We start from the raw sequence: 22,052 nt of genomic DNA on the forward strand, positions 1-22,052 counted from the left end.
TCCGGCGCCGCGTCGATCTGGTCATAGCGCTTGTATTCGCCAAAATACTTCGTGATCGCCGCCGTCAGCGACGTCTTGCCATGATCGACGTGACCGATCGTGCCAATGTTCACATGCGGCTTGGTGCGCTCGAATTTACCTTTTGCCATGTGATCTCTCCATTCCTGCCTGCCCGTGCGGGCCTTGAATTAAGGTCTCGTGCAACCCGCTCGAGTTACGCGTATTTCTTCTGAACTTCCTGGGCGACCGCGGTCGGAACCGGCTCGTAGTGGTCGAACTGCATCGTGTACTGGGCGCGGCCCTGCGACATCGAACGCAGATTGTCGACGTACTTGAACATGTTCGCGAGCGGCACCATCGCATTGATGACGACGGCAACGCCGCGCGCTTCCTGGCCCTGGATCTGACCACGGCGGCCGTTGAGGTCGCCGATGACGCCACCGACGTAATCTTCCGGCGTCACGACCTCGACCTTCATGATCGGCTCCAAGAGCTGCACGCCGAGGCGCGGCGCAGCTTCCTTGAAGCAGGCGCGGGAGGCGATTTCGAACGCCAGCACCGAGGAGTCGACGTCGTGGAAGGCGCCGTCGACCAGCGTGGCCTTCACACCGATCATAGGGAAGCCGGCGAACGGGCCGGAACCCATGACGCTGTTGATGCCCTTCTCGACACCCGGGATGTATTCCTTCGGAACCGCACCGCCGACGATCTTGGACTCGAACACAAACTCTTCGCTCTCGGTGTTCGGCTCGAAGATGATCTTGACGCGAGCGAACTGACCGGTACCGCCGGTCTGCTTCTTGTGCGTGTAATCCTGCTCGTGCGTGCGGGTGATCGTCTCGCGATAGGCCACCTGCGGGGCGCCGACATTGGCTTCGACCTTGAACTCGCGACGCATGCGGTCGACGATGATGTCGAGATGCAGCTCGCCCATGCCAGCGATGATGGTCTGACCGCTTTCCTCGTCGGTCTTGACGCGGAAGGACGGATCCTCAGCCGCCAGGCGATGCAGCGCGAGGCCCATCTTTTCCTGATCGTTCTTGGTCTTCGGCTCGATGGCGATCTGGATGACCGGATCGGGGAATTCCATGCGCTCGAGGATGACCGGGTGCAGCGGATCGCAGAGCGTGTCGCCGGTGGTCGTGTCCTTGAGGCCTGCCAGAGCGACGATGTCGCCGGCAAAAGCTTCTTCAACGTCGGCGCGCGAATTTGCATGCATCTGCAGCATGCGGCCGATGCGCTCCTTCTTGCCCTTCACGGTGTTGTCGACCGAGATGCCCTTGGCGAGCTTGCCCGAATAGATGCGGGCGAAGGTCAGCGAGCCGACGAACGGGTCGTTCATGATCTTGAACGCCAGCATCGACAGCGGCTCGTTGTCATCGGCATGACGCTCGATCTCGGCGTCGGTCTTGGCGTCGACGCCCTTGATGGCCGGCACGTCGATCGGCGACGGCAGGTATTCGACGACGGCGTCGAGCAGCGGCTGCACGCCCTTGTTCTTGAAGGCCGAGCCGCAGAACATCGGGAAGAACTTGACCGCGATGGTGCCCTTGCGGATCAGCGCGCGGATCTCGTCATTCGACGGCATCTTGCCTTCGAGGTAGTTCTCGAGCGCGGTCTCGTCCATCTCGACGGCGGCTTCGATCATCTTCTCGCGGTACTGCTCGGCCTTCGCCTTGAGGTCGGCCGGGATCTCGACGACGTCCCAGGCAGCGCCGAGCGTTTCATCGCGCCAGACAAGCGCGTTCATCTCGACGAGGTCGACAACGCCCTTGAACTCGGTCTCGGCGCCGATCGGCAACTGCATGACGACAGCCTGCGCACCGAGGCGCGAACCGATCATTTCCTCGGAGCGGTAGAAGTCGGCGCCGATCTTGTCCATCTTGTTGCAGAAGATCATGCGCGGCACGTGGTACTTGTCAGCCTGGCGCCACACGGTCTCGGTCTGCGGCTCCACGCCGGCGTTGGCGTCGAGCAGCGCGATGGCACCGTCGAGCACGCGCAGCGAACGCTCGACTTCGATGGTGAAGTCGACGTGTCCGGGGGTGTCGATGATGTTGAAGCGGCGCATCTTGCCGTCGCGACCTTTCCAGAAGGTCGTGGTCGCGGCCGAGGTGATGGTGATGCCGCGTTCCTGCTCCTGCTCCATCCAGTCCATGGTGGCAGCGCCGTCATGGACTTCGCCGATCTTATGCGACTTGCCCGTGTAATACAGGACGCGCTCGGTCGTCGTCGTCTTGCCGGCGTCGATATGCGCCATGATACCGAAATTGCGGTAGTCTTCGATCTTGTATTCGCGGGCCATGGGAGGTGCCTCTCAGTCTCGTTCGCGCTTTACCAGCGGTAGTGCGCGAAGGCGCGGTTGGCTTCCGCCATCTTATGGGTGTCTTCACGCTTCTTCACGGCCGTGCCGCGGTTGTTGGCCGCGTCCATCAGCTCGCCCGAAAGGCGGTCGACCATGGTGGTCTCGTTGCGGTTGCGCGCGGCGGCGATCAGCCAGCGGATGGCCAGCGCCTGGCGGCGCTCGGGGCGCACGTCGACCGGAACCTGGTAGGTGGCGCCGCCGACGCGACGCGAGCGCACTTCCACATGCGGCGCGACATTGTCGAGCGCCTGATGGAATACGGTGACCGGCTCCTGCTTGGTCTTGGCCTGGACCTGGTCCAGCGCGCCGTAGACGATGGTCTCGGCAACCGACTTCTTGCCGTCATACATGACGGCGTTCATGAACTTGGTGACGATCAGATCGCCGAACTTGGGGTCCGGATTGATCTCACGCTTTTCTGCACTGTGACGACGGGACATGGGAAACCCTTACTTCGGACGCTTGGCGCCGTATTTCGAACGACGCTGCTTGCGGTTCTTCACACCCTGCGTGTCGAGCACGCCACGGATGATGTGGTAGCGGACGCCCGGCAGATCCTTGACGCGGCCGCCGCGGATCATGACCACCGAGTGTTCCTGAAGGTTGTGGCCTTCACCGGGGATGTAGCCGATCACTTCAAAACCGTTGGTCAGGCGAATCTTGGCCACCTTGCGCAGCGCCGAGTTCGGCTTCTTCGGCGTCGTGGTGTAGACGCGCGTGCAGACGCCCCGCTTCTGCGGGTTCTGCTGCATGGCCGGGACCTTGTTGCGCTTCACCGGCGCCAGGCGCGGCTTGCGGATCAGCTGGTTGACGGTAGGCATTAAACCCTCTTGTCTCTCAATTCCGTGTCTGCCCTGTCAGGGCCGCTCAAAGCGTCATTCCCATACGCAAATTCGGGCAACACACCGCGCCTCGCGGTCCTGCCCGAACAAATTGCAGAGGAAGCGGAAGCCGCTTCATGCGCGCCGGAAATGTCTTTTCGCTCGTAAAACGAACCCTGTTTGAGGCAAACTCCAAAGCGTGTCGCTTCGGACAGGAGAGCCTCACATCGGTTCTGACGTCGCGGCTTCTACTCGCAACCCCAGGGTCCGTCAACCCCGGCGAGGCAAATATTGCGCCGAACTGGAGGCTGGGCAGCCATGCGAAAAACGCATGTAATTTTCTTGCGTCTTTTTTCAAGAGCGAGGAAGAAAGTGACCGGCTTTGCGCTGTCCTGCACCCCGGCTTCGTGCCAAAAGGCGGCTTGAACCGGACAATCTCGGGGAAAACGAGGAATCAGCCCGTGAACGACAATGAAGAGCGCCCGGTCACCGTGATCACCGGACGGGTCTGGAAGAAGAAAGGCGGCAAACCGGAGGGCGTGCATGTGATGCTGGTGGCGCCCGACGATGATTCTGCCGTGCGCCGCGCCCTCGAATCGCTTGCCGCCGAAGGTTACGCCGAGGCCGAGCTCGACCAGATCGGCGACATGGAGGGCGAGCCCGACGACGAGCCGCATCTGTCGGCCTATCAGGGTGCGCTGGAGGGCGAGGTTTCGATCGTCACCTTCGAAGAGCCGATCTGAAAAGCGCGGCCAGCGTCACACTTCCCGGACTCGCCGGACAAACCTGTCCTGCCTAGACACCCCCTTCATTCCTTGGAGTTCCCATGACCAGCAACGCAATCAAGCTCGGCATCGTCGGCGTGGGAAAGATCGTCCGCGACCAGCACCTGCCGGCGGTCGCCAAGGATGGCAACTACCAGCTGACAGCAGCGGCCAGCCGCCACGGCAAGGTCGACGGTATTGCGAACTATCCCGATATCGAGGCGATGCTTGCGGCCGAACCCGGCCTCGAGGCGGTCTCGCTCTGCATGCCGCCGCAGTTCCGCTACGACGCGGCGCGCACCGCGCTGGGAGCAAAGAAGCATGTGTTCCTCGAAAAGCCGCCGGGCGCAACGGTGAGCGAAGTCGAGCACCTCAAGGCGCTGGCCGAAAAGAACAGCGTTTCGCTCTTCGCCAGCTGGCACTCGCGCTATGCGCCGGCGGTGGAGGCCGCGCGTGCGTTCCTCGCGTCGGCCAGGCTGACTTCGGCCGCCATCAACTGGAAGGAAGACGTGCGCCGCTGGCACCCGAACCAGGAATGGATCTGGGAACCGGGCGGCTTCGGTGTGTTCGATCCCGGCATCAACGCCCTGTCGATCGCCACCCATATCCTGCCGCCGATGTTCATCACCTCGGCCATGCTCGATTTTCCGGAGAATCGCGCTGCACCGGTCGCGGCGCATGTCGCCTTCCGCACCTCCAACGGCTTGCCGGTCACGATGGAGCTCGACTGGCTGCAGACCGGCCCCCAGAGCTGGGACATTCTGGCTGAAACCGACAAGGGCAAGATGGTGCTGTCGGGCGGCGGCGCTAAGCTCGCCGTCGACGGCAAGGTCGTCCACGACGAGCCGGAAGCCGAATACCCGATGCTTTACAGGCACTTCGCGGAGATCGTTCGCGCCGGAACTTCCGATGTCGACCTCGCGCCGCTACAGCACGTCGCCGATGCCTTCATGCTGGGCAAGCGCAACGTTGTCGAGGCGTTCTTCGACTGAGGCAGCGCCAAAACGTCGAGGCGAACGGCACCTTACTCAACGATCGCGATGGCGAAGCCGTCATAACCCTTGGCGCCGACCGTCTGGATGGCCGTGCCGTCCAGACGCTTCTCGCCGCCGATGAACGAAAACGCGGCGCGGGCGCCTTCGACATTGGCGTCGCCGCTGTCCATTTTCACGACCGCGCCGTCGCGGATGACGTTGTCGCAGACGACGACGGTGCCTGGGCGCGACAGCTTCATGGCCCAGGTCAGATAGTTCGGGTTGTTCGGCTTGTCGGCATCGATGAAGATCAGGTCGAACGGACCGGCACCTTCGTCAGCCAGCGCGGCAAGAGACTGCAGCGCAGGCCCCACGCGCAGGTCGATCTTGTCGGAAACCCCTGCCCGCTCGAAATTCGAACGTGCGACCTTGGCGTGGTGCGGATCGAGCTCCAGCGTCACGACGTTGCCGTCCGCCGGCAATCCCCTCGCCATCCAGATGGTCGAGTAGCCGCCGAGCGTGCCGACCTCCAGCACTTTCTTCGCGCCGCGGATGCGCACCAGCAACGACAACAGCTTGCCCTGCGCGGCCGACACGTCGATCGCCGGCAGGCCCTGATCGCGGTTGGCCTTGAGCACCGCATCCAGAACGGGATCCGCTTCGAAAAGAGAGGAAACGATATAGTCGTCGACAGCCGTCCAGGTCCTGCTGCTCATAGCTTTTCCTCGTTCGTGAAGTTAGATCAGGACGACAGCTCCAGGGCCGTCATCCTGATCTGGTCTTTTTGTTGGAGCATGATCTTTTCCGAAAACCGGCGCCCACTTTTCGGGATCATGCTCTGAAATGCAAAAAGGGGCCACGTGGGCCCCTTCTTGTCGTTCTCATATCACACCGCTCACTGCGCGGCGTTGACCATATCGGTCAGCATCGGGTCGGCGACCTCGACACCGGAGGCCTTGCGGCGCTCGTCGATGATGAGCTCGTCGCGCGCGGTGGCGATGCGCCGGATCTGGCTCATCGTGCCGCCCGTGCCGGCCGGGATCAGACGGCCGACGATGACGTTCTCCTTCAGGCCCTGCAGCATGTCGGTCTTGCCGGCAACCGCAGCCTCGGTGAGCACCCTGGTCGTCTCCTGGAAGGAAGCAGCCGAGATGAAGGACGGCGTCTGCAGCGAGGCCTTGGTGATGCCGAGCAGCACCGGCTGACCTTCGGCCGGCTTCTTGCCGTCCTCGATCAGGCGCTCGTTGACCTCTTCCAGTTCGATCACGTCGACGTGGTCGCCCGGGATGTAGGTCGAGTCGCCCTGGACGGTGATCTCAACCTTCTGCAGCATCTGGCGAACGATCACCTCGATGTGCTTGTCGTTGATCGACACGCCCTGCAGACGGTAGACTTCCTGGATCTCGTTGACGAGGTAAGAGGCAAGCGCCTCCACGCCCTTGATCGCCAGGATGTCGTGCGGCGCGGGATTGCCATCGAGGATGTAGTCGCCCTTCTCGATGACGTCGCCGTCCTGGAGATGGAACGGCTTGCCCTTCGGGATCAGGTACTCCACCGGCTCCAACGTCGAGTCGTGCGGTTCGATGATGATGCGGCGCTTGTTCTTGTAGTCGCGGCCGAAGCGGATCGTGCCATCGATCTCGGCGATGATGGCGTGATCCTTCGGACGGCGAGCCTCGAACAGTTCTGCAACGCGCGGCAGACCACCGGTGATGTCCTTGGTCTTGGCGCTTTCCATCGGGATACGCGCCAGCACGTCGCCAGGCTTCACATGGGCGCCCGGCTCGACCGAGAGGATGGCCTCGACTGAGAGCAGGAAGCGCGCATCGCCGCCCTTCGACAGCTTGCCGACCTTGCCCTTGGCGTCCTGGATGACGATCGCGGGCTTCAGGTCGCTGCCGCGCGGCGTCGAACGCCAGTCGATGACCTCACGCTTGGTGATGCCGGTCGACTCGTCGGCCGTTTCCTGGACGGAGATGCCGTCGACCAGATCCTCGAACGCCACGCGACCCTCGATCTCGGTGAGGATCGGGCGGGTATAGGGATCCCACTCGGCGATACGCTGACCGCGCTTCACCTTGTCGCCATCGTCCACGAAGATACGCGAACCATAGGCGACGCGGTGCGTGGCGCGCTCCTTGCCGGTCTCATCGAGGATGAGCACCGCCATGTTGCGACCCATGACCATCTGCTGGCCTTCCGAGTTGCGCACCACGTTGCGGTTGCGGATCTGCACCTTGCCCTCATACGAGGCTTCAAGGAACGAACTATCCACCACCTGCGCCGTGCCGCCCATGTGGAAGGTACGCATGGTGAGCTGGGTGCCCGGTTCGCCGATCGACTGCGCCGCGATGACGCCGACTGCCTCGCCCTGGTTGACGGGCGTACCGCGCGCCAGGTCGCGACCGTAGCAGACGGCGCACACGCCGGTCCTGACCTCGCAGGTCAGCGCCGAGCGGATGCGGATCGACTGCACGCCGGCCTTTTCGATCTGCTCCACATCGCGCTCATCCATCAGCGTGCCGGCCTTGACCAGCAACTCGCCGGAGACCGGATGGTTGATGTCGTCGAGCGCGGTGCGGCCCAGCACGCGCTGGCCGACCGAAGCGACGACCTGACCGGCATCGACGATCGGCTGCATGGTGAGGCCCTTGTCGGTGCCGCAATCCACGGAGTTGACGATGCAGTCCTGCGCCACGTCGACGAGACGGCGGGTGAGGTAACCCGAGTTCGCCGTCTTCAAGGCGGTGTCGGCCAGACCCTTGCGGGCGCCGTGGGTCGAGTTGAAATACTCGAGCACGGTGAGGCCTTCCTTGAAGTTCGAGATGATCGGCGTCTCGATGATTTCACCCGAGGGCTTGGCCATCAGGCCACGCATGCCGGCAAGCTGACGCATCTGGGTGGGCGAACCGCGCGCACCCGAATGCGACATCATGTAGATCGAGTTCATCGGCTTCTGACGGCCGTTGTCCTCGAATTCCACCGCCTTGATGCGCGCCATCATCTCGTCGGCGACCTTTTCCGAGCACTTGGCCCAGGCGTCGACGACCTTGTTGTACTTCTCGCCCTGCGTGATCAGGCCGTCATTGTACTGCTGCTCGTATTCCTTGGCCAAAGCCTCGGTGTCGGAAACAAGCTTCAGCTTGGAGTCCGGGATCAGCATGTCGTCCTTGCCGAACGAAATGCCGGCACGACAGGCATGCGCAAAGCCGAGCGCCATGATGCGGTCGCAGAAGATGACCGTCTCTTTCTGACCGCAGTGGCGGTAGACGGTGTCGATCATCTTGGAGATGTTCTTCTTGGTCATCTCCTGGTTGGCGGTCTCGTAAGGCACGTTGACGTTCTTCGGCAGAAGTTCGCCGATGATCATGCGGCCAGGCGTGGTGTCGTAGATCTTCGACACGACCTTGCCTTCGGCATCGACCGTGCGGAAGCGGCCCTTGATCTTGGCGTGCAGGGTGACGGCCTTGGTCTCCAGCGCATGCTGGAGCTCGCCCATGTCGGCAAACACCATGCCTTCGCCCGGCTCGTTCTGGTTGACGATCGAGAGATAGTAGAGACCGAGAACCATGTCCTGCGACGGCACGATGATCGGCGCGCCGGAGGCCGGGTGCAGGATGTTGTTGGTCGACATCATCAGCACGCGGGCTTCAAGCTGCGCTTCCAGGGACAGCGGCACGTGGACCGCCATCTGGTCGCCGTCGAAGTCGGCGTTGAAGGCGGTGCAGACCAGCGGGTGCAGCTGAATCGCCTTGCCTTCGATCAGGATCGGCTCGAACGCCTGGATGCCAAGGCGGTGCAGCGTCGGCGCGCGGTTCAACAGCACCGGATGCTCGCGGATGACCTCGTCGAGGATATCCCAAACCTCCGGACGCTCCTTCTCGACCAGCTTCTTCGCCTGCTTGACGGTCGAGGAGAAACCCTTGGCGTCGAGGCGGGCGTAGATGAAGGGCTTGAAGAGCTCGAGGGCCATCTTTTTCGGCAGGCCGCACTGATGCAGCTTGAGCTCCGGACCGGTCACGATGACCGAGCGGCCGGAATAGTCGACGCGCTTGCCGAGCAGGTTCTGGCGGAACCGGCCCTGCTTGCCCTTCAGCATGTCGGACAGCGACTTCAGCGGACGCTTGTTGGCGCCGGTGATGACGCGGCCGCGACGGCCGTTGTCGAAGAGTGCATCGACGGCTTCCTGCAGCATGCGCTTTTCGTTGCGCACGATGATGCCGGGCGCGCGCAGCTCGATCAGCCGCTTCAGGCGGTTGTTGCGGTTGATGACGCGACGGTAGAGGTCGTTGAGGTCCGACGTAGCGAAGCGGCCGCCGTCCAGCGGGACAAGCGGGCGCAGGTCCGGCGGGATCACCGGAACCACCTTCATGATCATCCATTCCGGACGGTTTCCGGATTCCATGAAGTTCTCGACGACCTTGAGCCGCTTCAGGTACTTCTTCTGCTTGAGCTCGGAGGTGGTCGAAGCCAGCTCCGAACGCAGATCGCCTGCGATCTTCTCCAGGTCCATGCCGGCCAGGAGGTCATGAATGGCCTCGGCGCCGATCATGGCGGTGAAAGAGTCCTCGCCGTACTCGTCGACGGCAAGCATGTACTCTTCCTCGCTGAGGAGCTGGTTCTCCTTCAGCGCGGTGAGGCCCGGCTCGGTGACGATGTAGTTCTCGAAGTAGAGCACGCGCTCGATGTCCTTGAGCGTCATGTCGAGCAGCGTGCCGATGCGCGAAGGCAGCGACTTCAGGAACCAGATATGGGCGACGGGCGCGGCGAGCTCGATATGGCCCATGCGCTCGCGGCGGACGCGCGACAGCGTGACTTCGACGCCGCACTTTTCGCAGATGACGCCCTTGTACTTCATGCGCTTGTACTTGCCGCACAGGCACTCATAGTCCTTGATCGGACCAAAAATGCGCGCGCAGAACAGGCCGTCACGCTCCGGCTTGAAGGTGCGGTAGTTGATGGTCTCCGGCTTCTTGATCTCGCCGAACGACCAGGACAGAATCTTCTCTGGGCTGGCAAGCGAGATCCGGATCGAATCGAACACCTGCGCAGGCGCCTGCGGGTTGAAGAGATTCATGACCTCTTGGTTCATGCCGTTCTCCTTTTCGGGGTCCTCGATAACCCCTTGCATCGATCGCGGACGAAATGTCCGCAGACTGGCCGGTCGAACCGGCCGAAAAGTTTGAAGGGCGCGCCGCGCTTAGAGCGCGGCGCGCGCCATAGCCATTACTCGGCTGCGTCGGGCAGACGCGTCGGGGTCTCTTCGACCTGGGTATTCTCCAGCTCGACATTGAGGCCCAGCGAGCGCATTTCCTTGACGAGAACGTTGAAGCTCTCGGGAATGCCCGCCTCGAACGTGTCATCGCCTCGCACGATCGCCTCGTAGACCTTGGTGCGGCCGGCGACGTCGTCCGACTTCACCGTCAGCATTTCCTGCAGCGTGTAGGCGGCGCCGTAGGCTTCGAGCGCCCAGACCTCCATTTCGCCGAAGCGCTGGCCGCCAAACTGCGCCTTGCCGCCCAGCGGCTGCTGGGTGACTAGCGAGTACGGACCGATCGAGCGCGCGTGGATCTTGTCGTCCACCAGGTGATGCAGCTTGAGCATATAGATATAGCCCATCGTCACCTTGCGATCGAACGGCTCGCCGGTGCGGCCGTCATAGAGCTGCGACTGACCGCTGGTGTGCAGGCCCGCCTGCTCCAGCATGGTGTTGATGTCGGCCTCATGCGCGCCGTCGAACACCGGAGTCGCGATGGAGACGCCGCGGCGCATCTGCTCGCTCAGGCGAACGATGCTCTCGTCGTCATACTCGCGGATCGGCTCGTTGCGGTCGTTGGCAGGCATGAAGCTTTCCAGCGTCTTGCGCAGCGGCTTGATGTCGCCGCCACCCTTATACGCGTCGATCAGCTCGCCGATCTTCCTGCCCATGCCGGCGCAAGCCCAGCCCAGGTGCGTTTCCAGGATCTGGCCGACATTCATGCGGCTCGGCACACCCAGCGGGTTGAGCACGATATCGGCATGCGTGCCGTCCTCGAGGAAAGGCATGTCCTCGACCGGAACGATGCGCGACACGACACCCTTGTTGCCGTGACGGCCGGCCATCTTGTCGCCCGGCTGCATCTTGCGCTTCACCGCCACGAAGACCTTGACCATCTTCATGACGCCCGGAGGCATTTCGTCGCCGCGCTGCACCTTCTCGACCTTGTCCATGAAGCGCTGCTCGAGCGCCTTCTTGGACTCGTCGTACTGGCCGCGCAGAGCCTCGAGCTCGCCCTGGAGCTTCTCGTTCTCCACGGCGAACTGCCACCATTGCGAACGCGGATACTCGTCGAGCGTGTCCTTCGACAGCTTCGAGCCCTTCTTGAAGCCCTTCGGCCCGGCGATCGCTTCCTTCCCGACCAGCACGTCGGAAAGACGCGCATAGACGTTGCGGTCGAGGATCGCCTGCTCGTCGTCGCGGTCCTTGGCCAGACGCTCGATCTCCTCGCGCTCGATCGCCATCGCGCGCTCGTCCTTCTCCACGCCGTGGCGGTTGAAGACGCGCACTTCGACGACCGTGCCGAAGGTGCCCGGAGGCATGCGCATGGAGGTGTCGCGGACGTCCGAGGCCTTTTCGCCGAAGATGGCGCGCAGAAGCTTTTCTTCCGGCGTCATCGGGCTTTCGCCCTTCGGCGTGATCTTGCCGACCAGGATGTCGCCCGGCTGCACCTCGGCACCGATATAGACGATGCCGGCCTCGTCGAGGTTCTTCAGCGCCTCTTCCGAAACGTTCGGAATGTCGCGCGTGATTTCCTCCGGCCCGAGCTTGGTGTCGCGCGCCATGACCTCGAACTCCTCGATGTGGATCGAGGTGAAGACGTCGTCGGCCACGATGCGCTCGGAGAGCAGGATCGAGTCCTCGTAGTTGTAGCCGTTCCACGGCATGAACGCGACCAGCACGTTGCGGCCGAGCGCCAGATCGCCGAGCTCGGTCGACGGACCGTCGGCAATGATGTCGCCCTTGTTGACGCGGTCACCCATGCGCACCAGCGGACGCTGGTTGATGCAGGTGTTCTGGTTCGAACGCTGGAACTTCATCAGCCGGTAGATATCGACGCCGGACTTGCCGGGATCGAGATCTTCCGTGGCGCGGATGACGATACGGGTCGCGTCGACCTGGTCGACCACGCCGCCGCGACGAGCACCGATGGCGGCGCCCGAGTCTCGGGCGACGACCGGCTCCATGCCGGTGCCGACGAACGGCGCTTCGGCGCGCACCAGCGGCACGGCCTGACGCTGCATGTTCGAGCCCATCAGCGCGCGGTTGGCGTCGTCGTTCTCGAGGAACGGGATGAGCGCTGCCGCGACAGACACCATCTGCTTCGGCGAAACGTCCATCAGGTCGACGTTTTCGCGCGGCGCCATCATCACTTCGCCGGCGTTACGGCAAATGACGAACTCGTCGACGAAGCTGCCATGCTTGTCGAGCTCGGCGTTGGCCTGCGCGACATAGTGCTTGGCCTCTTCCATCGCCGACAGGTAGACAACCTCGTTGGTCAGCTTGCCGCTCACGATCTTGCGGTACGGGCTTTCGATGAAGCCGTACTTGTTGACACGCGCGAAGGTGGCCAGCGAGTTGATCAGACCGATATTCGGGCCTTCCGGCGTCTCGATCGGGCAGATGCGGCCGTAATGCGTCGGGTGCACGTCGCGCACCTCGAAGCCGGCGCGCTCGCGGGTCAGACCGCCCGGTCCAAGCGCCGACAGGCGACGCTTGTGGGTGATCTCCGACAGCGGGTTGGTCTGGTCCATGAACTGCGACAGCTGCGAGGAACCGAAGAACTCGCGCACGGCGGCAGCCGCCGGCTTGGCGTTGATCAGGTCCTGCGGCATGACGGTGTCGATCTCGATCGAGGACATGCGTTCCTTGATCGCGCGCTCCATGCGCAGCAGGCCGACGCGGTACTGGTTCTCCATCAGCTCGCCGACCGAACGCACGCGGCGGTTGCCGAGATTGTCGATGTCGTCGATCTCGCCCTTGCCGTCACGCAGCTCGACCAGCGTCTTGACCACGGCCAGGATGTCTTCCTTGCGCAGCACGCGCACGGTGTCCTCGGCCTTGAGCTCGAGGCGCATGTTCATCTTGACACGGCCGACGGCCGACAAGTCGTAGCGCTCGCTGTCGAAGAACAGCGAGTTGAACATGGCTTCGGCGGTCTCGAGCGTCGGCGGCTCGCCCGGGCGCATGACGCGGTAAATGTCGAACAGCGCGTCCTGGCGGCTCTCGTTCTTGTCGACGTTGAGCGTGTTGCGGATGTAGGCGCCGACATTGACGTGGTCGATGTCCAGGATCTGGATCTCGTCCTCGCCGGTGCCGAGCAGCACCTTCAGCGTCTTGTCGTCGATCTCGTCGCCAGCCTCGAGGAAGATCTCGCCCGTGGCGTAGTTGACGATGTCCTCGGCAAGGTAGTTGCCGAGCAGATCCTCGTCAGTCGCCTTGATGGCCTTGAGACCCTTCTCGCCGAGCTGGCGAGCCTGGCGGGCGGTGATCTTCTTGCCTTGTTCGACCACGATCTCGCCGGTGTCGGCATCGACCAGGTCGCCGACGGCCTTGAGACCGCGGAAACGCTCGACGTTGAACGGAATGCGCCAGTGGTCGCCGGCGCGCTTGTAGGTGATCTTGTTGTAGAAGGTCGACAGGATCTCCTCGCCATCCATGCCGAGCGCCATCAGCAGCGACGTCACGGGAATCTTGCGGCGACGGTCGATGCGGGCGTGCACGACGTCCTTGCTATCGAACTCGATGTCGAGCCACGAGCCGCGATAGGGAATGACGCGCGCGGCGAACAGAAGCTTGCCCGACGAGTGCGACTTGCCCTTGTCATGGTCGAAGAAGACGCCCGGCGAGCGGTGCATCTGCGAGACGATGACGCGCTCGGTGCCGTTGACGATGAAGGTGCCGTTCGACGTCATGAGCGGCATGTCGCCCATGTAGACGTCCTGCTCCTTGATGTCCTTGATCGACTTGGCGCCGGTATCCTCGTCGATATCGAACACGATGAGGCGCAGCGTCACCTTGAGCGGCGCGGCATAGGTCAGGTCGCGCTGACGGCACTCGTCAACGTCGAATTTCGGTGCCTCGAACTCGTACTTCACGAACTCCAGCATCGAGGAGCCGGAAAAGTCGGAGATCGGGAAGACCGACTTGAAAACGGCCTGCAGTCCCTCGTCCGGACGGCCGCCCTTGGGCTCGTCCACCATCAGGAACTGGTCATAGGATGCCTTCTGGACCTCGATGAGGTTCGGCATCTCCGCAACTTCCGGGATCTTTCCGAAGAACTTGCGTACGCGTCTGCGGCCATTGAAAGTCTGGGTCTGGGCCATCGTCGCTCCTTAGCTATAAACTCGGGACGAACCTCGCCGCGGCTCGCCTTGCACCAACGGGCGGCCTCGGCAGCTGCCCCTATCTGTTCTTCCGGCTGCCTTGCCAATCTCTTGGGCCAATTGCTTGGCGGCTACCGGCTAAAACGGGAGAAAACCCGTTTCCGGAAGGCCGCTTTTCGGCCCTCAGGAAAGAGGTTTTCAAACGCCTCGCGCAACAAAGCCCTCCCTCAGTTCAAGGGAGGGGGCGGACGGCGCGAGACCGTCCGCCCTCGCCTAACAGGCTTACTTCAGCTCGACCTTGGCGCCAGCTGCTTCCAGCTGAGCCTTGAACTTGTCGGCGTCGGCCTTGGAAACGCCTTCCTTGACCGGCTTCGGAGCCGCTTCGACCAGGTCCTTGGCTTCCTTGAGGCCAAGGCCGGTGATGGCGCGGACTTCCTTGATGACGTTGATCTTCTGGGCGCCGGCATCGGCGAGAACGACGTCGAATTCCGTCTTCTCTTCAGCCGGAGCAGCGGCAGCGGCACCAGCGCCGCCAGCAGCGGCAACCGCCACCGGAGCAGCAGCCGAAACGCCCCACTTCTCTTCCAGGAGCTTCGACAGCTCAGCCGCCTCGAGGACGGTCAGCTTCGAAAGGTCGTCTACGATCTTTGCGAGATCAGCCATTTTGATATTCCTTTAGTTGGTTCGAACGTGTGTTGTTGACAGCGAGGAACGGCCTCATGCCGCCTCGTCCTTCCGGGCGTAAGCGCCGATGACACGCGCGACCGAAGCCGCGGGCGCATTGACGATCTGGGCGATCCGGGTAGCCGGCGTGGCGATCATGCCAACCAGCCTGGCGCGCAGCTCGTCGAGCGACGGTAGTGTGGCGAGTGCCTTCACACCGTCGGCGTCGAGCGAGGTCGAGCCCATCGCGCCACCGAGAATGACCAACTTGTCATTCCCCTTGGCGAAATCGGACGCGACCTTCGGCGCCGCAATCGGATCCTCCGAATAAGCGACCAGCGTCTGTCCCTTGAACAGATCGATGATCGATGCGGAGTCCGTGCCCTGAAGAGCGATCTTGGCGAGACGGTTCTTCGCGACTTTGACGGTGCCACCGGCAGCGCGCATCTTCGACCGAAGGTCGTTCATTTGCGCGACGGTGATACCGGCGTAGTGGGCCACGACGACTGAACCAGCGCTTGAAAACGCATCATTCAGGCCCGTGACGAGTTCGCGTTTTTCCGCTCTGTCCACTGCCTATCTCCAGTTGACCCCTGCCCCATTGACGAGGTCAGAAGTCGGGTTGCCTTTTGCCGGCCGGGCATCCAGTAACGGATCTCCCGAACGACGCTCGAGGATCCTGCCCCCTTTCGCCACACCAGCCGGCAAGCCGGATGGTGCGCAGACAAAAGGCAAACACGGTTCGAACCTTTCATTGGAGCCTTTGGCTCCTTTGTCGGGTCTTCACCCGTCTCATGCAGGCCCAAGTGAATTAAGGCTTTTGGGCCGCCTGCAATCTCGGACAGGATATCCGGAAACCTTCCGGCTTCCGGGGTACCGGGCCGCCGACGGGTCGGCGGTCCGGAATTCTTCTTTGTTAGAGCATGATCTTTACCGAAAACCGGTTCCCGCTTTTCGGGATCATGCTCTAGCGACCGGCCTGAAGCCGGTCAGATGACACTTACGACGCGGCGAGCGTCGCGATGTCGAGCTTGAGGCCGGGGCCCATCGTCGAGGTGACCGACACCTTCTTGACGTAGTTGCCCTTGGCGCCCGCGGGCTTGGCCTTGGTCACTGCGTCTGCGAAGGCGCGGACATTTTCTTCCAGCGCCTTGACGTCGAACGAGACCTTGCCGACGCCGGCCTGGACGATGCCGGCCTTCTCGACGCGGAACTCGACGGCGCCGCCCTTCGAAGCCTTGACGGCCGCGGCCACATCGGTGGTCACGGTGCCGACCTTCGGGTTCGGCATCATGCCGCGCGGGCCGAGCACCTTACCCAGACGACCGACCAGCGGCATCATGTCCGGCGTGGCGATGCAGCGATCGAAATCGATCGTGCCCTTCTGGACGATGTCGACCAGGTCCTCGGCGCCAACGATATCGGCGCCGGCGGCCTTGGCTTCCTCGGCCTTGTCGCCACGGGCGAACACGGCGACGCGCACCGAGCGGCCGGTGCCGTTCGGCAGGTTGACCACGCCGCGGACCATCTGGTCGGCATGGCGCGGATCGACGCCGAGGTTCATCGAGATCTCGACGGTCTCGTCGAACTTCACCTTGGACCGGTCCTTGAGCAGCTGCAGCGCCTCGGAGAGGGCGTAAGCCTTGTTCGGATCGATGCCTTCGCGGCTCTTGGCAATACGCTTTGCAATCTTTGCCATGATCTTAGCCCACCACTTCCAGGCCCATCGAGCGGGCGGAACCCTCGACCATGCGCATGGCCGCCTCGACGTCGTTTGCGTTCAGGTCCTTCATCTTCTGCTCGGCGATCGCGCGCACCTTGTCGCGGCTGATCGTGCCGACCTTGGTCTTGCCTGGCTCCTTGGAGCCCGACTTCAGGTTGGCTGCCTTCTTCAGGAAGTAGCTCACCGGCGGCGTCTTCATGACGAAGGTGAACGACTTGTCCTGGTAGTAGGTGATGACGACCGGGATCGGCGATCCCTTCTCGAGCTCCTGGGTCTGCGCGTTGAACGCCTTGCAGAATTCCATGATGTTGATGCCGCGCTGACCAAGCGCCGGGCCGATCGGGGGCGACGGCGTGGCCGAGCCCGCGGCAACCTGGAGCTTGAGCTGGCCTGCAACTTTCTTAGCCATCTCTATTCCTGCCTTTTCTCATGCCGGCCCCTTTATCCGGGGAACGCCGGCGGTTGCAGTCTGGTGGTACGGTTCCGACGACCGGCTATGCCGCCTTCGCCTCCCACCCGTTCACGCGGCGCTTTTCACACCGCCCCGACGCCTTTCGGCGCGGGCGTGCCGACGCCTTGCGGCGCGGCTTTACGGATCAGCCCTTTTCGACCTGTCCGAATTCCAGATCGACGGGCACGGCGCGCCCGAAGATCGAAACTTCCACCTTGAGGCGGGCCCGCTCCTCGTCCACTTCCTGGACGACGCCGTTGAACGACGCGAAAGGACCGTCCGAAACGCGGATCGCCTCGCCGATCTCGAAGGTGACCGAAGGCTTCGGTCGCTCGACGCCTTCCTGGACCTGGTTCAGGATGCGCTGCGCCTCGGTCTCGGTGATCGGCACGGGCTTGGAGTCGCCCAGGAAGCCGGTGACCTTCGGCGTGTTCTTGACCAGCGAGAACACGGCGTCCGTCAGGTTGGCCTTCAACAGCACATAGCCCGGGAAGAATTTGCGCTCGGCATCGACCTTGCGGCCGCGACGGATCTCAACGACCTTCTCGGTCGGAACCACGATCTGCTCGATCTCACCGGACAGGCCCTTCTGCTTGGCCTTGTTCTCGATGTCCTCGGCGACCTTCTTCTCGAAGTTCGAATAGGCGTGGACGATATACCACCGCGCAGTCATTTCACGACCTCTCCGTAAACCGCCGAATTAATGTCCGAGACCCAGGATCCACTCGATCGCATAGCCCATCAGAATATCGGCAGCGAAGAAGAACAGCATCGCGATCACCGCGAATATCAGGACCATAACAGTCGAGATCATGGTTTCGCGCCGCGAGGGCCATGTCACCTTGGCCGTCTCCGCGCGAACCTGCTGGAGAAAGGTAAAGGGATTAGTGGTTTTCGAAGCCATGTGCCGCCTGTTTTCAAGACCCGTTGGCCGGGCCTCCTGGATGATCCCGCTGACCGGGACGTGCCGCCTGGGCTCTATGCGGCGCGAATCAGCACCGCTATTTCACCCACGCAAATCAGACGCGTAAAGCCGGCTTCCCAGCTCCACGCGTCGCGTGTCTGTCTTGTCTACATAAAACCGATTCTTAATCCACGCAAGTGGCAAGGGTCCGCTTTATGTCCTAACGCCGCCTCGGAACCATCCAGTCGTCCCGTCCCGGCTATGCGGGGCTTATGCCCCAATTCCTGCTAAATGGCAAGCCACCCGCCGATTTTCAACCGCGGAGGCTTCGTTTTGCCACCTTCGGGGAGATGGCACGGGCAGCAGGGCTCGAACCTACGACCTGCGGTTTTGGAGACCGCCGCTCTACCAACTGAGCTATGCCCGTGCATGCGCTTGTTCGGCGCAGGCGCTTCCTAAAAGCTTCCGGGCACTCTGTAAAGAGCACTCAGCAGCGGTTTCGGGACCTTTGCCGGAAATCTGGTTTCCATTTGCACCTGAAGCGGATCGCGCCCGCAAAACAGTGCGCCCGCGCTTAAGACTTTCCGGCCGGCGGCTTGTAGGGCCCGCCGGGCACGCCCCACCCCCAGGCCGGCATCGGCTCGGTTTCGGGATCGCAGGTCTCGCCCAGATTCGAGTTCATCCTCGCCAGCCGCGATCCCCATTCGACATAACTCATGAAGGCGGAACGGAACTCGGGGTCGTCCGGCAGGCCCACCTCATCCGCCGCGTCGGCAAGGAGATTGAGCCAGCGGCGGCGCTGCTCCTCGGTCAGATGCTTGCCAAGGTGATGCATCACCATCTCGCGATGGCCGCCATGTTTCTCGCTGTAGGTCTTCGGCCCACCGAAGACCTCGCCGATGAAGGCTGCGACATGCGCGGGGTGATCCGGCGACATTTGCCTGAACACCGGCCCGACGACCGGATCCGCCGCCACCTTGTCATAAAAGGTCCGAGTCAGCCGGTTCAGCGCCTCGCTGCCGCCGGCCCATTCGTACAAAGTCGGGATGTCCTCGCTCATCGCCGCTCCTCCACTGTGCATACAGGCACGAGCAACATAGCGGCAGCGCCCCAGCCTGCTCAACCTCGCTCCATGGCCAGTATCGGGCTTCAGAGCTTCGCCGGTGCCTTCGCCTCGGCATCGGCAGCCGGAAGGAACCGGCAATTGTCCGGCCTGGGCTCGGATCTGCAAATGGTGGCGCCCGTCAGCGCATCTACCGATTGCGGCCCGGTCGTCAATCCGAAATTCTGCATCTCGCTCTGGCTGAGTTCCCTACCGCTCGCATAGAGCACCGCTTGCATGGCCGAGAACAGCGCCGGGCCGATCGCCATCTCGTCGAGATAGGCCTTGACCTTGTCGCCCATCCCCACGGAGCTCAGGCTGAGATGGGCGGTCGAGCCGACGAGACGCCTGACGCCTCCCGCGATCATTATCGCGCAGGCAGAGCCGCACGCGCCGCCCGCATCCACCGTGAGGCCGGTATGGAAGCCATCCTCGGCGGAACAACCGACAGCGCCGGGATCGCAATCCAGGAAGTCCGTCCGAGCGACCGCCACATCGAGCTTGTGCTCGCGGATCAGGCGGCCCGCGTCAAGCGCGCCTTCCACGTCGCCGCCAGGCGAACTGATGACCACCGGCAGCCTGCGCCCGCCGGCATCGTCAAGCAGTTGACGCAGTTTGTCGGGCGTGGCGGCGGTAATGGTGCCTTCGGCTGAAATCCATTCGGGGCAATCCGGATTGCAGAGCGGGTTGCTGCCGCGAACCAAAGCGAAGCGCATTTCCTCGTCTTGACTTTGCGAAGGCGCGGCTTCCGTCGGTCGAGGAGAAGCCGGCTTGGCCTCGACTGCCGCGACCGCGGCGGTCGCGCCGTCCGTGGGAACCTCGCGGCAATTCGCCGGCGCCGGATGGCGCTGGCAGATGGTTCTCTCGGTCAGCAAATCGAGCGAATCGAGGCTGGTGACGAGCTTCATCTCCAACATGTCCTCGGGCTCGATCTGCCTGATGTCGCTGGCAGGCGTCGCCTTGATCACATCCAGCACGCCCTGCTCGACGCCCATCTCCTTCAGATAGGCCGACAGTCGCTTCTCGACCGTCTTGCTCATCTCGTAGGTCTTGTAGCTGCCGGCGTTCTTGCGGCTGACGATCCTGGTGCTGATGATCTTCTTCTTGCCGTTCACGATCCGATAGGTCGTGCGGTAGAGCAGCTTCTCGCGACGGTAGGTGGTGGTGATCTCGTGGACGCCCAGATAGGCCCATTCGCCGACCACGCGGCGGATGCCGCCGGCAAACATCAGCGGGCACGCCGAATTGCACATCGCGCCGCTGTCATGAGCGACGCCCAAATAGGGCTGGCCCTTGCCGCCATTGTCCCGGCAATCCTTCATCGCCGGCGAGCAGCCGGAAAACTCGGTGATGCCGACCGCGATATCGAGCTTGTTCTTGCGGACCATGCGGCCCAGCTGGATCGCGGCATCGACATTGCCGCCGGGAGAATTGACGACGATCGGCAGCGGCCTTCCGCCGAGCGTCTTCAGCAGGCGCTTCAGCAGCACCGGCGTGTCGGCCTCGATCGTGCCTTCGGCCGAAATCCATTCCGGGCAGTTCGGCTCGCAGCCCGGCGCGCTGCTGCGCACGACGACGAAGCGCATCGTCGGGCCGTAGTCCGGCGGCTCTTCCTTCGCGGCGGCGCCGAAGGCGGCCAGCCCCATGGCGGCGGCCAATCCCAGCTGAAGCAGCCCGCGCCTACACCGCATGGTCTTTGAACGGAATGTGGAAACCACGTCTGGCAAGCCCCTCGGTACGACCCATACTAGTTGTGACAACGATGCTTGCAACAGAATTGAAGAGGTCCGCGCGATACCGCTCCTAAGCAAAAGGGCGGTCCGAAGACCGCCCTTTCCGTGTCGAACCGGCAAGTGCCGGATCGATTACTCTTTGATGGTGACGACGATGCCGGCACCGACGGTGCGGCCGCCTTCACGGATGGCGAAGCGCAGCTTCTCTTCCATCGCGATCGGCACGATCAGCTCGACGTCGACGGTGATGTTGTCGCCAGGCATCACCATCTCGGTGCCGAACGAACTTCTTGTGCGGCTTCACCGTGCCGGGCTTGGCCAGAACCTGGCCGCGCTCGACACCTTCACGGTCGACGCCGCGCAGCAGCGCGCCGATGTTGTCGCCCGCCTGGCCCTGGTCGAGCAGCTTGCGGAACATCTCGACGCCCGTGCAGGTCGTCTTGGTGGTCGGACGGATGCCGACGATCTCCAGCTCCTCGCCGACCTTGACCACGCCGCGCTCGACGCGGCCGGTCACCACCGTGCCGCGGCCCGAGATCGAGAACACGTCCTCGATCGGCATCAGGAACGGCTTGTCCAGCGGACGAACCGGCGTCGGGATGTAGGCGTCTACCTGAGCCATCAGCTCGCGGATGGCGTCCTCGCCGATGGTCTTGTTGCTGTCTTCCAACGCAGCCAGCGCCGAACCCTTGACGATCGGAATGTCGTCGCCGGGGAACTCGTTCTTCGACAGAAGCTCGCGAACCTCGAGCTCGACCAGCTCCAGAAGCTCGGCGTCGTCGACCTGGTCGACCTTGTTCAGGAACACAACGATCGAGGGAACGCCGACCTGGCGGGCAAGCAGGATGTGCTCGCGGGTCTGCGGCATCGGGCCGTCGGCGGCCGAAACAACCAGGATCGCGCCGTCCATCTGCGCGGCACCCGTGATCATGTTCTTCACATAGTCGGCGTGGCCGGGGCAGTCGACATGGGCATAGTGACGGTTGGCCGTCTCATACTCGACGTGCGCCGTCGAGATCGTGATGCCGCGCGCCTTCTCTTCCGGCGCCGCGTCGATCTGGTCATAGCGCTTGTATTCGCCAAAATACTTCGTGATCGCCGCCGTCAGCGACGTCTTGCCATGATCGACGTGACCGATCGTGCCAATGTTCACATGCGGCTTGGTGCGCTCGAATTTACCTTTTGCCAT

17 protein-coding genes, 1 tRNA gene and 1 pseudogene are annotated in these 22,052 nt (G+C 62.9%); 2 read left to right on the plus strand and 17 right to left on the minus strand.

The genetic code is table 11. The annotated features are described in order from the left end of the window. From AC0YKC_RS33160 to rpsL, 4 genes are all read right to left on the minus strand, one after another. On the minus strand, positions 1-149 hold a 149-nt coding region (locus AC0YKC_RS33160), incomplete at its 3' end, for a GTP-binding protein (protein WP_232375805.1). Between the two features lie 65 nt (positions 150-214). Next, a complete protein-coding gene (gene fusA, locus AC0YKC_RS33165; RefSeq protein WP_320297978.1) occupies positions 215-2,305 on the minus strand; it encodes an elongation factor G in 2,091 nt (696 codons plus the stop codon). A 29-nt stretch (positions 2,306-2,334) separates the two neighbouring features. Then, on the minus strand, positions 2,335-2,805 hold the full coding sequence (gene rpsG / locus AC0YKC_RS33170) for a 30S ribosomal protein S7 (RefSeq protein WP_027170372.1): 471 nt from the start codon (positions 2,803-2,805) through the stop codon (positions 2,335-2,337). A 9-nt stretch (positions 2,806-2,814) separates the two neighbouring features. After that, positions 2,815-3,186: a 30S ribosomal protein S12 gene (gene rpsL, locus AC0YKC_RS33175; protein WP_006202128.1), complete on the minus strand. Its 372-nt coding sequence runs from the start codon at positions 3,184-3,186 to the stop codon at positions 2,815-2,817. 461 nt (positions 3,187-3,647) lie between these two features. Here rpsL and AC0YKC_RS33180 point away from each other — a divergent pair, with 461 nt between their 5' ends. Both AC0YKC_RS33180 and AC0YKC_RS33185 read left to right on the plus strand, forming a co-directional pair. Further along, the gene (locus tag AC0YKC_RS33180) at positions 3,648-3,929 is read left to right on the plus strand and encodes a transcriptional regulator (RefSeq protein WP_320297979.1); all 282 of its coding nucleotides are present in this window, start codon (positions 3,648-3,650) and stop codon (positions 3,927-3,929) included. Positions 3,930-4,012: 83 nt separating this feature from the next. Continuing rightward, on the plus strand, positions 4,013-4,942 hold the full coding sequence (locus AC0YKC_RS33185; protein ID WP_488514143.1) for a Gfo/Idh/MocA family protein: 930 nt from the start codon (positions 4,013-4,015) through the stop codon (positions 4,940-4,942). 32 nt (positions 4,943-4,974) lie between these two features. On the opposite strand, the gene AC0YKC_RS33190 is transcribed toward AC0YKC_RS33185, so the two are convergent. The 13 genes and pseudogenes from AC0YKC_RS33190 to tuf all read right to left on the minus strand — a co-directional run bounded on the left by AC0YKC_RS33190 (position 4,975) and on the right by tuf (position 22,052). Further along, positions 4,975-5,640 (minus strand): O-methyltransferase, encoded by a 666-nt coding sequence (locus AC0YKC_RS33190; protein ID WP_488514144.1) that lies wholly within the window; start codon positions 5,638-5,640, stop codon positions 4,975-4,977. A gap of 179 nt (positions 5,641-5,819) precedes the next feature. Next, positions 5,820-10,016 carry a DNA-directed RNA polymerase subunit beta' gene (rpoC, locus tag AC0YKC_RS33195; protein ID WP_320297982.1) on the minus strand — a complete coding sequence of 1,399 codons (4,197 nt, stop codon included), beginning with the start codon at positions 10,014-10,016 and terminating at the stop codon, positions 5,820-5,822. Positions 10,017-10,150: 134 nt separating this feature from the next. Continuing rightward, positions 10,151-14,287 (minus strand): DNA-directed RNA polymerase subunit beta, encoded by a 4,137-nt coding sequence (gene rpoB, locus AC0YKC_RS33200; protein WP_434722572.1) that lies wholly within the window; start codon positions 14,285-14,287, stop codon positions 10,151-10,153. Positions 14,288-14,569: 282 nt separating this feature from the next. Then, positions 14,570-14,950 carry a 50S ribosomal protein L7/L12 gene (gene rplL, locus AC0YKC_RS33205; protein ID WP_059189560.1) on the minus strand — a complete coding sequence of 127 codons (381 nt, stop codon included), beginning with the start codon at positions 14,948-14,950 and terminating at the stop codon, positions 14,570-14,572. A 54-nt stretch (positions 14,951-15,004) separates the two neighbouring features. Then, positions 15,005-15,523, minus strand: coding sequence for a 50S ribosomal protein L10 (gene rplJ / locus AC0YKC_RS33210; RefSeq protein WP_320297984.1), 519 nt, complete (start codon positions 15,521-15,523; stop codon positions 15,005-15,007). Positions 15,524-15,950: 427 nt separating this feature from the next. Then, positions 15,951-16,649 (minus strand): 50S ribosomal protein L1, encoded by a 699-nt coding sequence (rplA, locus tag AC0YKC_RS33215; RefSeq protein ID WP_140637120.1) that lies wholly within the window; start codon positions 16,647-16,649, stop codon positions 15,951-15,953. Between the two features lie 4 nt (positions 16,650-16,653). Continuing rightward, a complete protein-coding gene (gene rplK, locus AC0YKC_RS33220) occupies positions 16,654-17,082 on the minus strand; it encodes a 50S ribosomal protein L11 (RefSeq protein ID WP_042642146.1) in 429 nt (142 codons plus the stop codon). A 187-nt stretch (positions 17,083-17,269) separates the two neighbouring features. After that, positions 17,270-17,797 (minus strand): transcription termination/antitermination protein NusG, encoded by a 528-nt coding sequence (gene nusG / locus AC0YKC_RS33225; protein ID WP_041003121.1) that lies wholly within the window; start codon positions 17,795-17,797, stop codon positions 17,270-17,272. 27 nt (positions 17,798-17,824) lie between these two features. Continuing rightward, a complete protein-coding gene (gene secE / locus AC0YKC_RS33230; protein ID WP_095765634.1) occupies positions 17,825-18,028 on the minus strand; it encodes a preprotein translocase subunit SecE in 204 nt (67 codons plus the stop codon). A 351-nt stretch (positions 18,029-18,379) separates the two neighbouring features. Beyond that, positions 18,380-18,455: transfer RNA gene (locus AC0YKC_RS33235), tRNA-Trp, on the minus strand. Positions 18,456-18,602: 147 nt separating this feature from the next. Further along, positions 18,603-19,088, minus strand: coding sequence for a group II truncated hemoglobin (locus tag AC0YKC_RS33240; RefSeq protein WP_488514145.1), 486 nt, complete (start codon positions 19,086-19,088; stop codon positions 18,603-18,605). Positions 19,089-19,177: 89 nt separating this feature from the next. After that, on the minus strand, positions 19,178-20,776 hold the full coding sequence (locus tag AC0YKC_RS33245) for a COG3904 family protein (protein ID WP_488514146.1): 1,599 nt from the start codon (positions 20,774-20,776) through the stop codon (positions 19,178-19,180). Positions 20,777-20,995: 219 nt separating this feature from the next. Next, a pseudogene (tuf, locus tag AC0YKC_RS33250) lies at positions 20,996-22,052 on the minus strand (elongation factor Tu).

The organism is Mesorhizobium sp. CNPSo 4661, assembly GCF_057784215.1.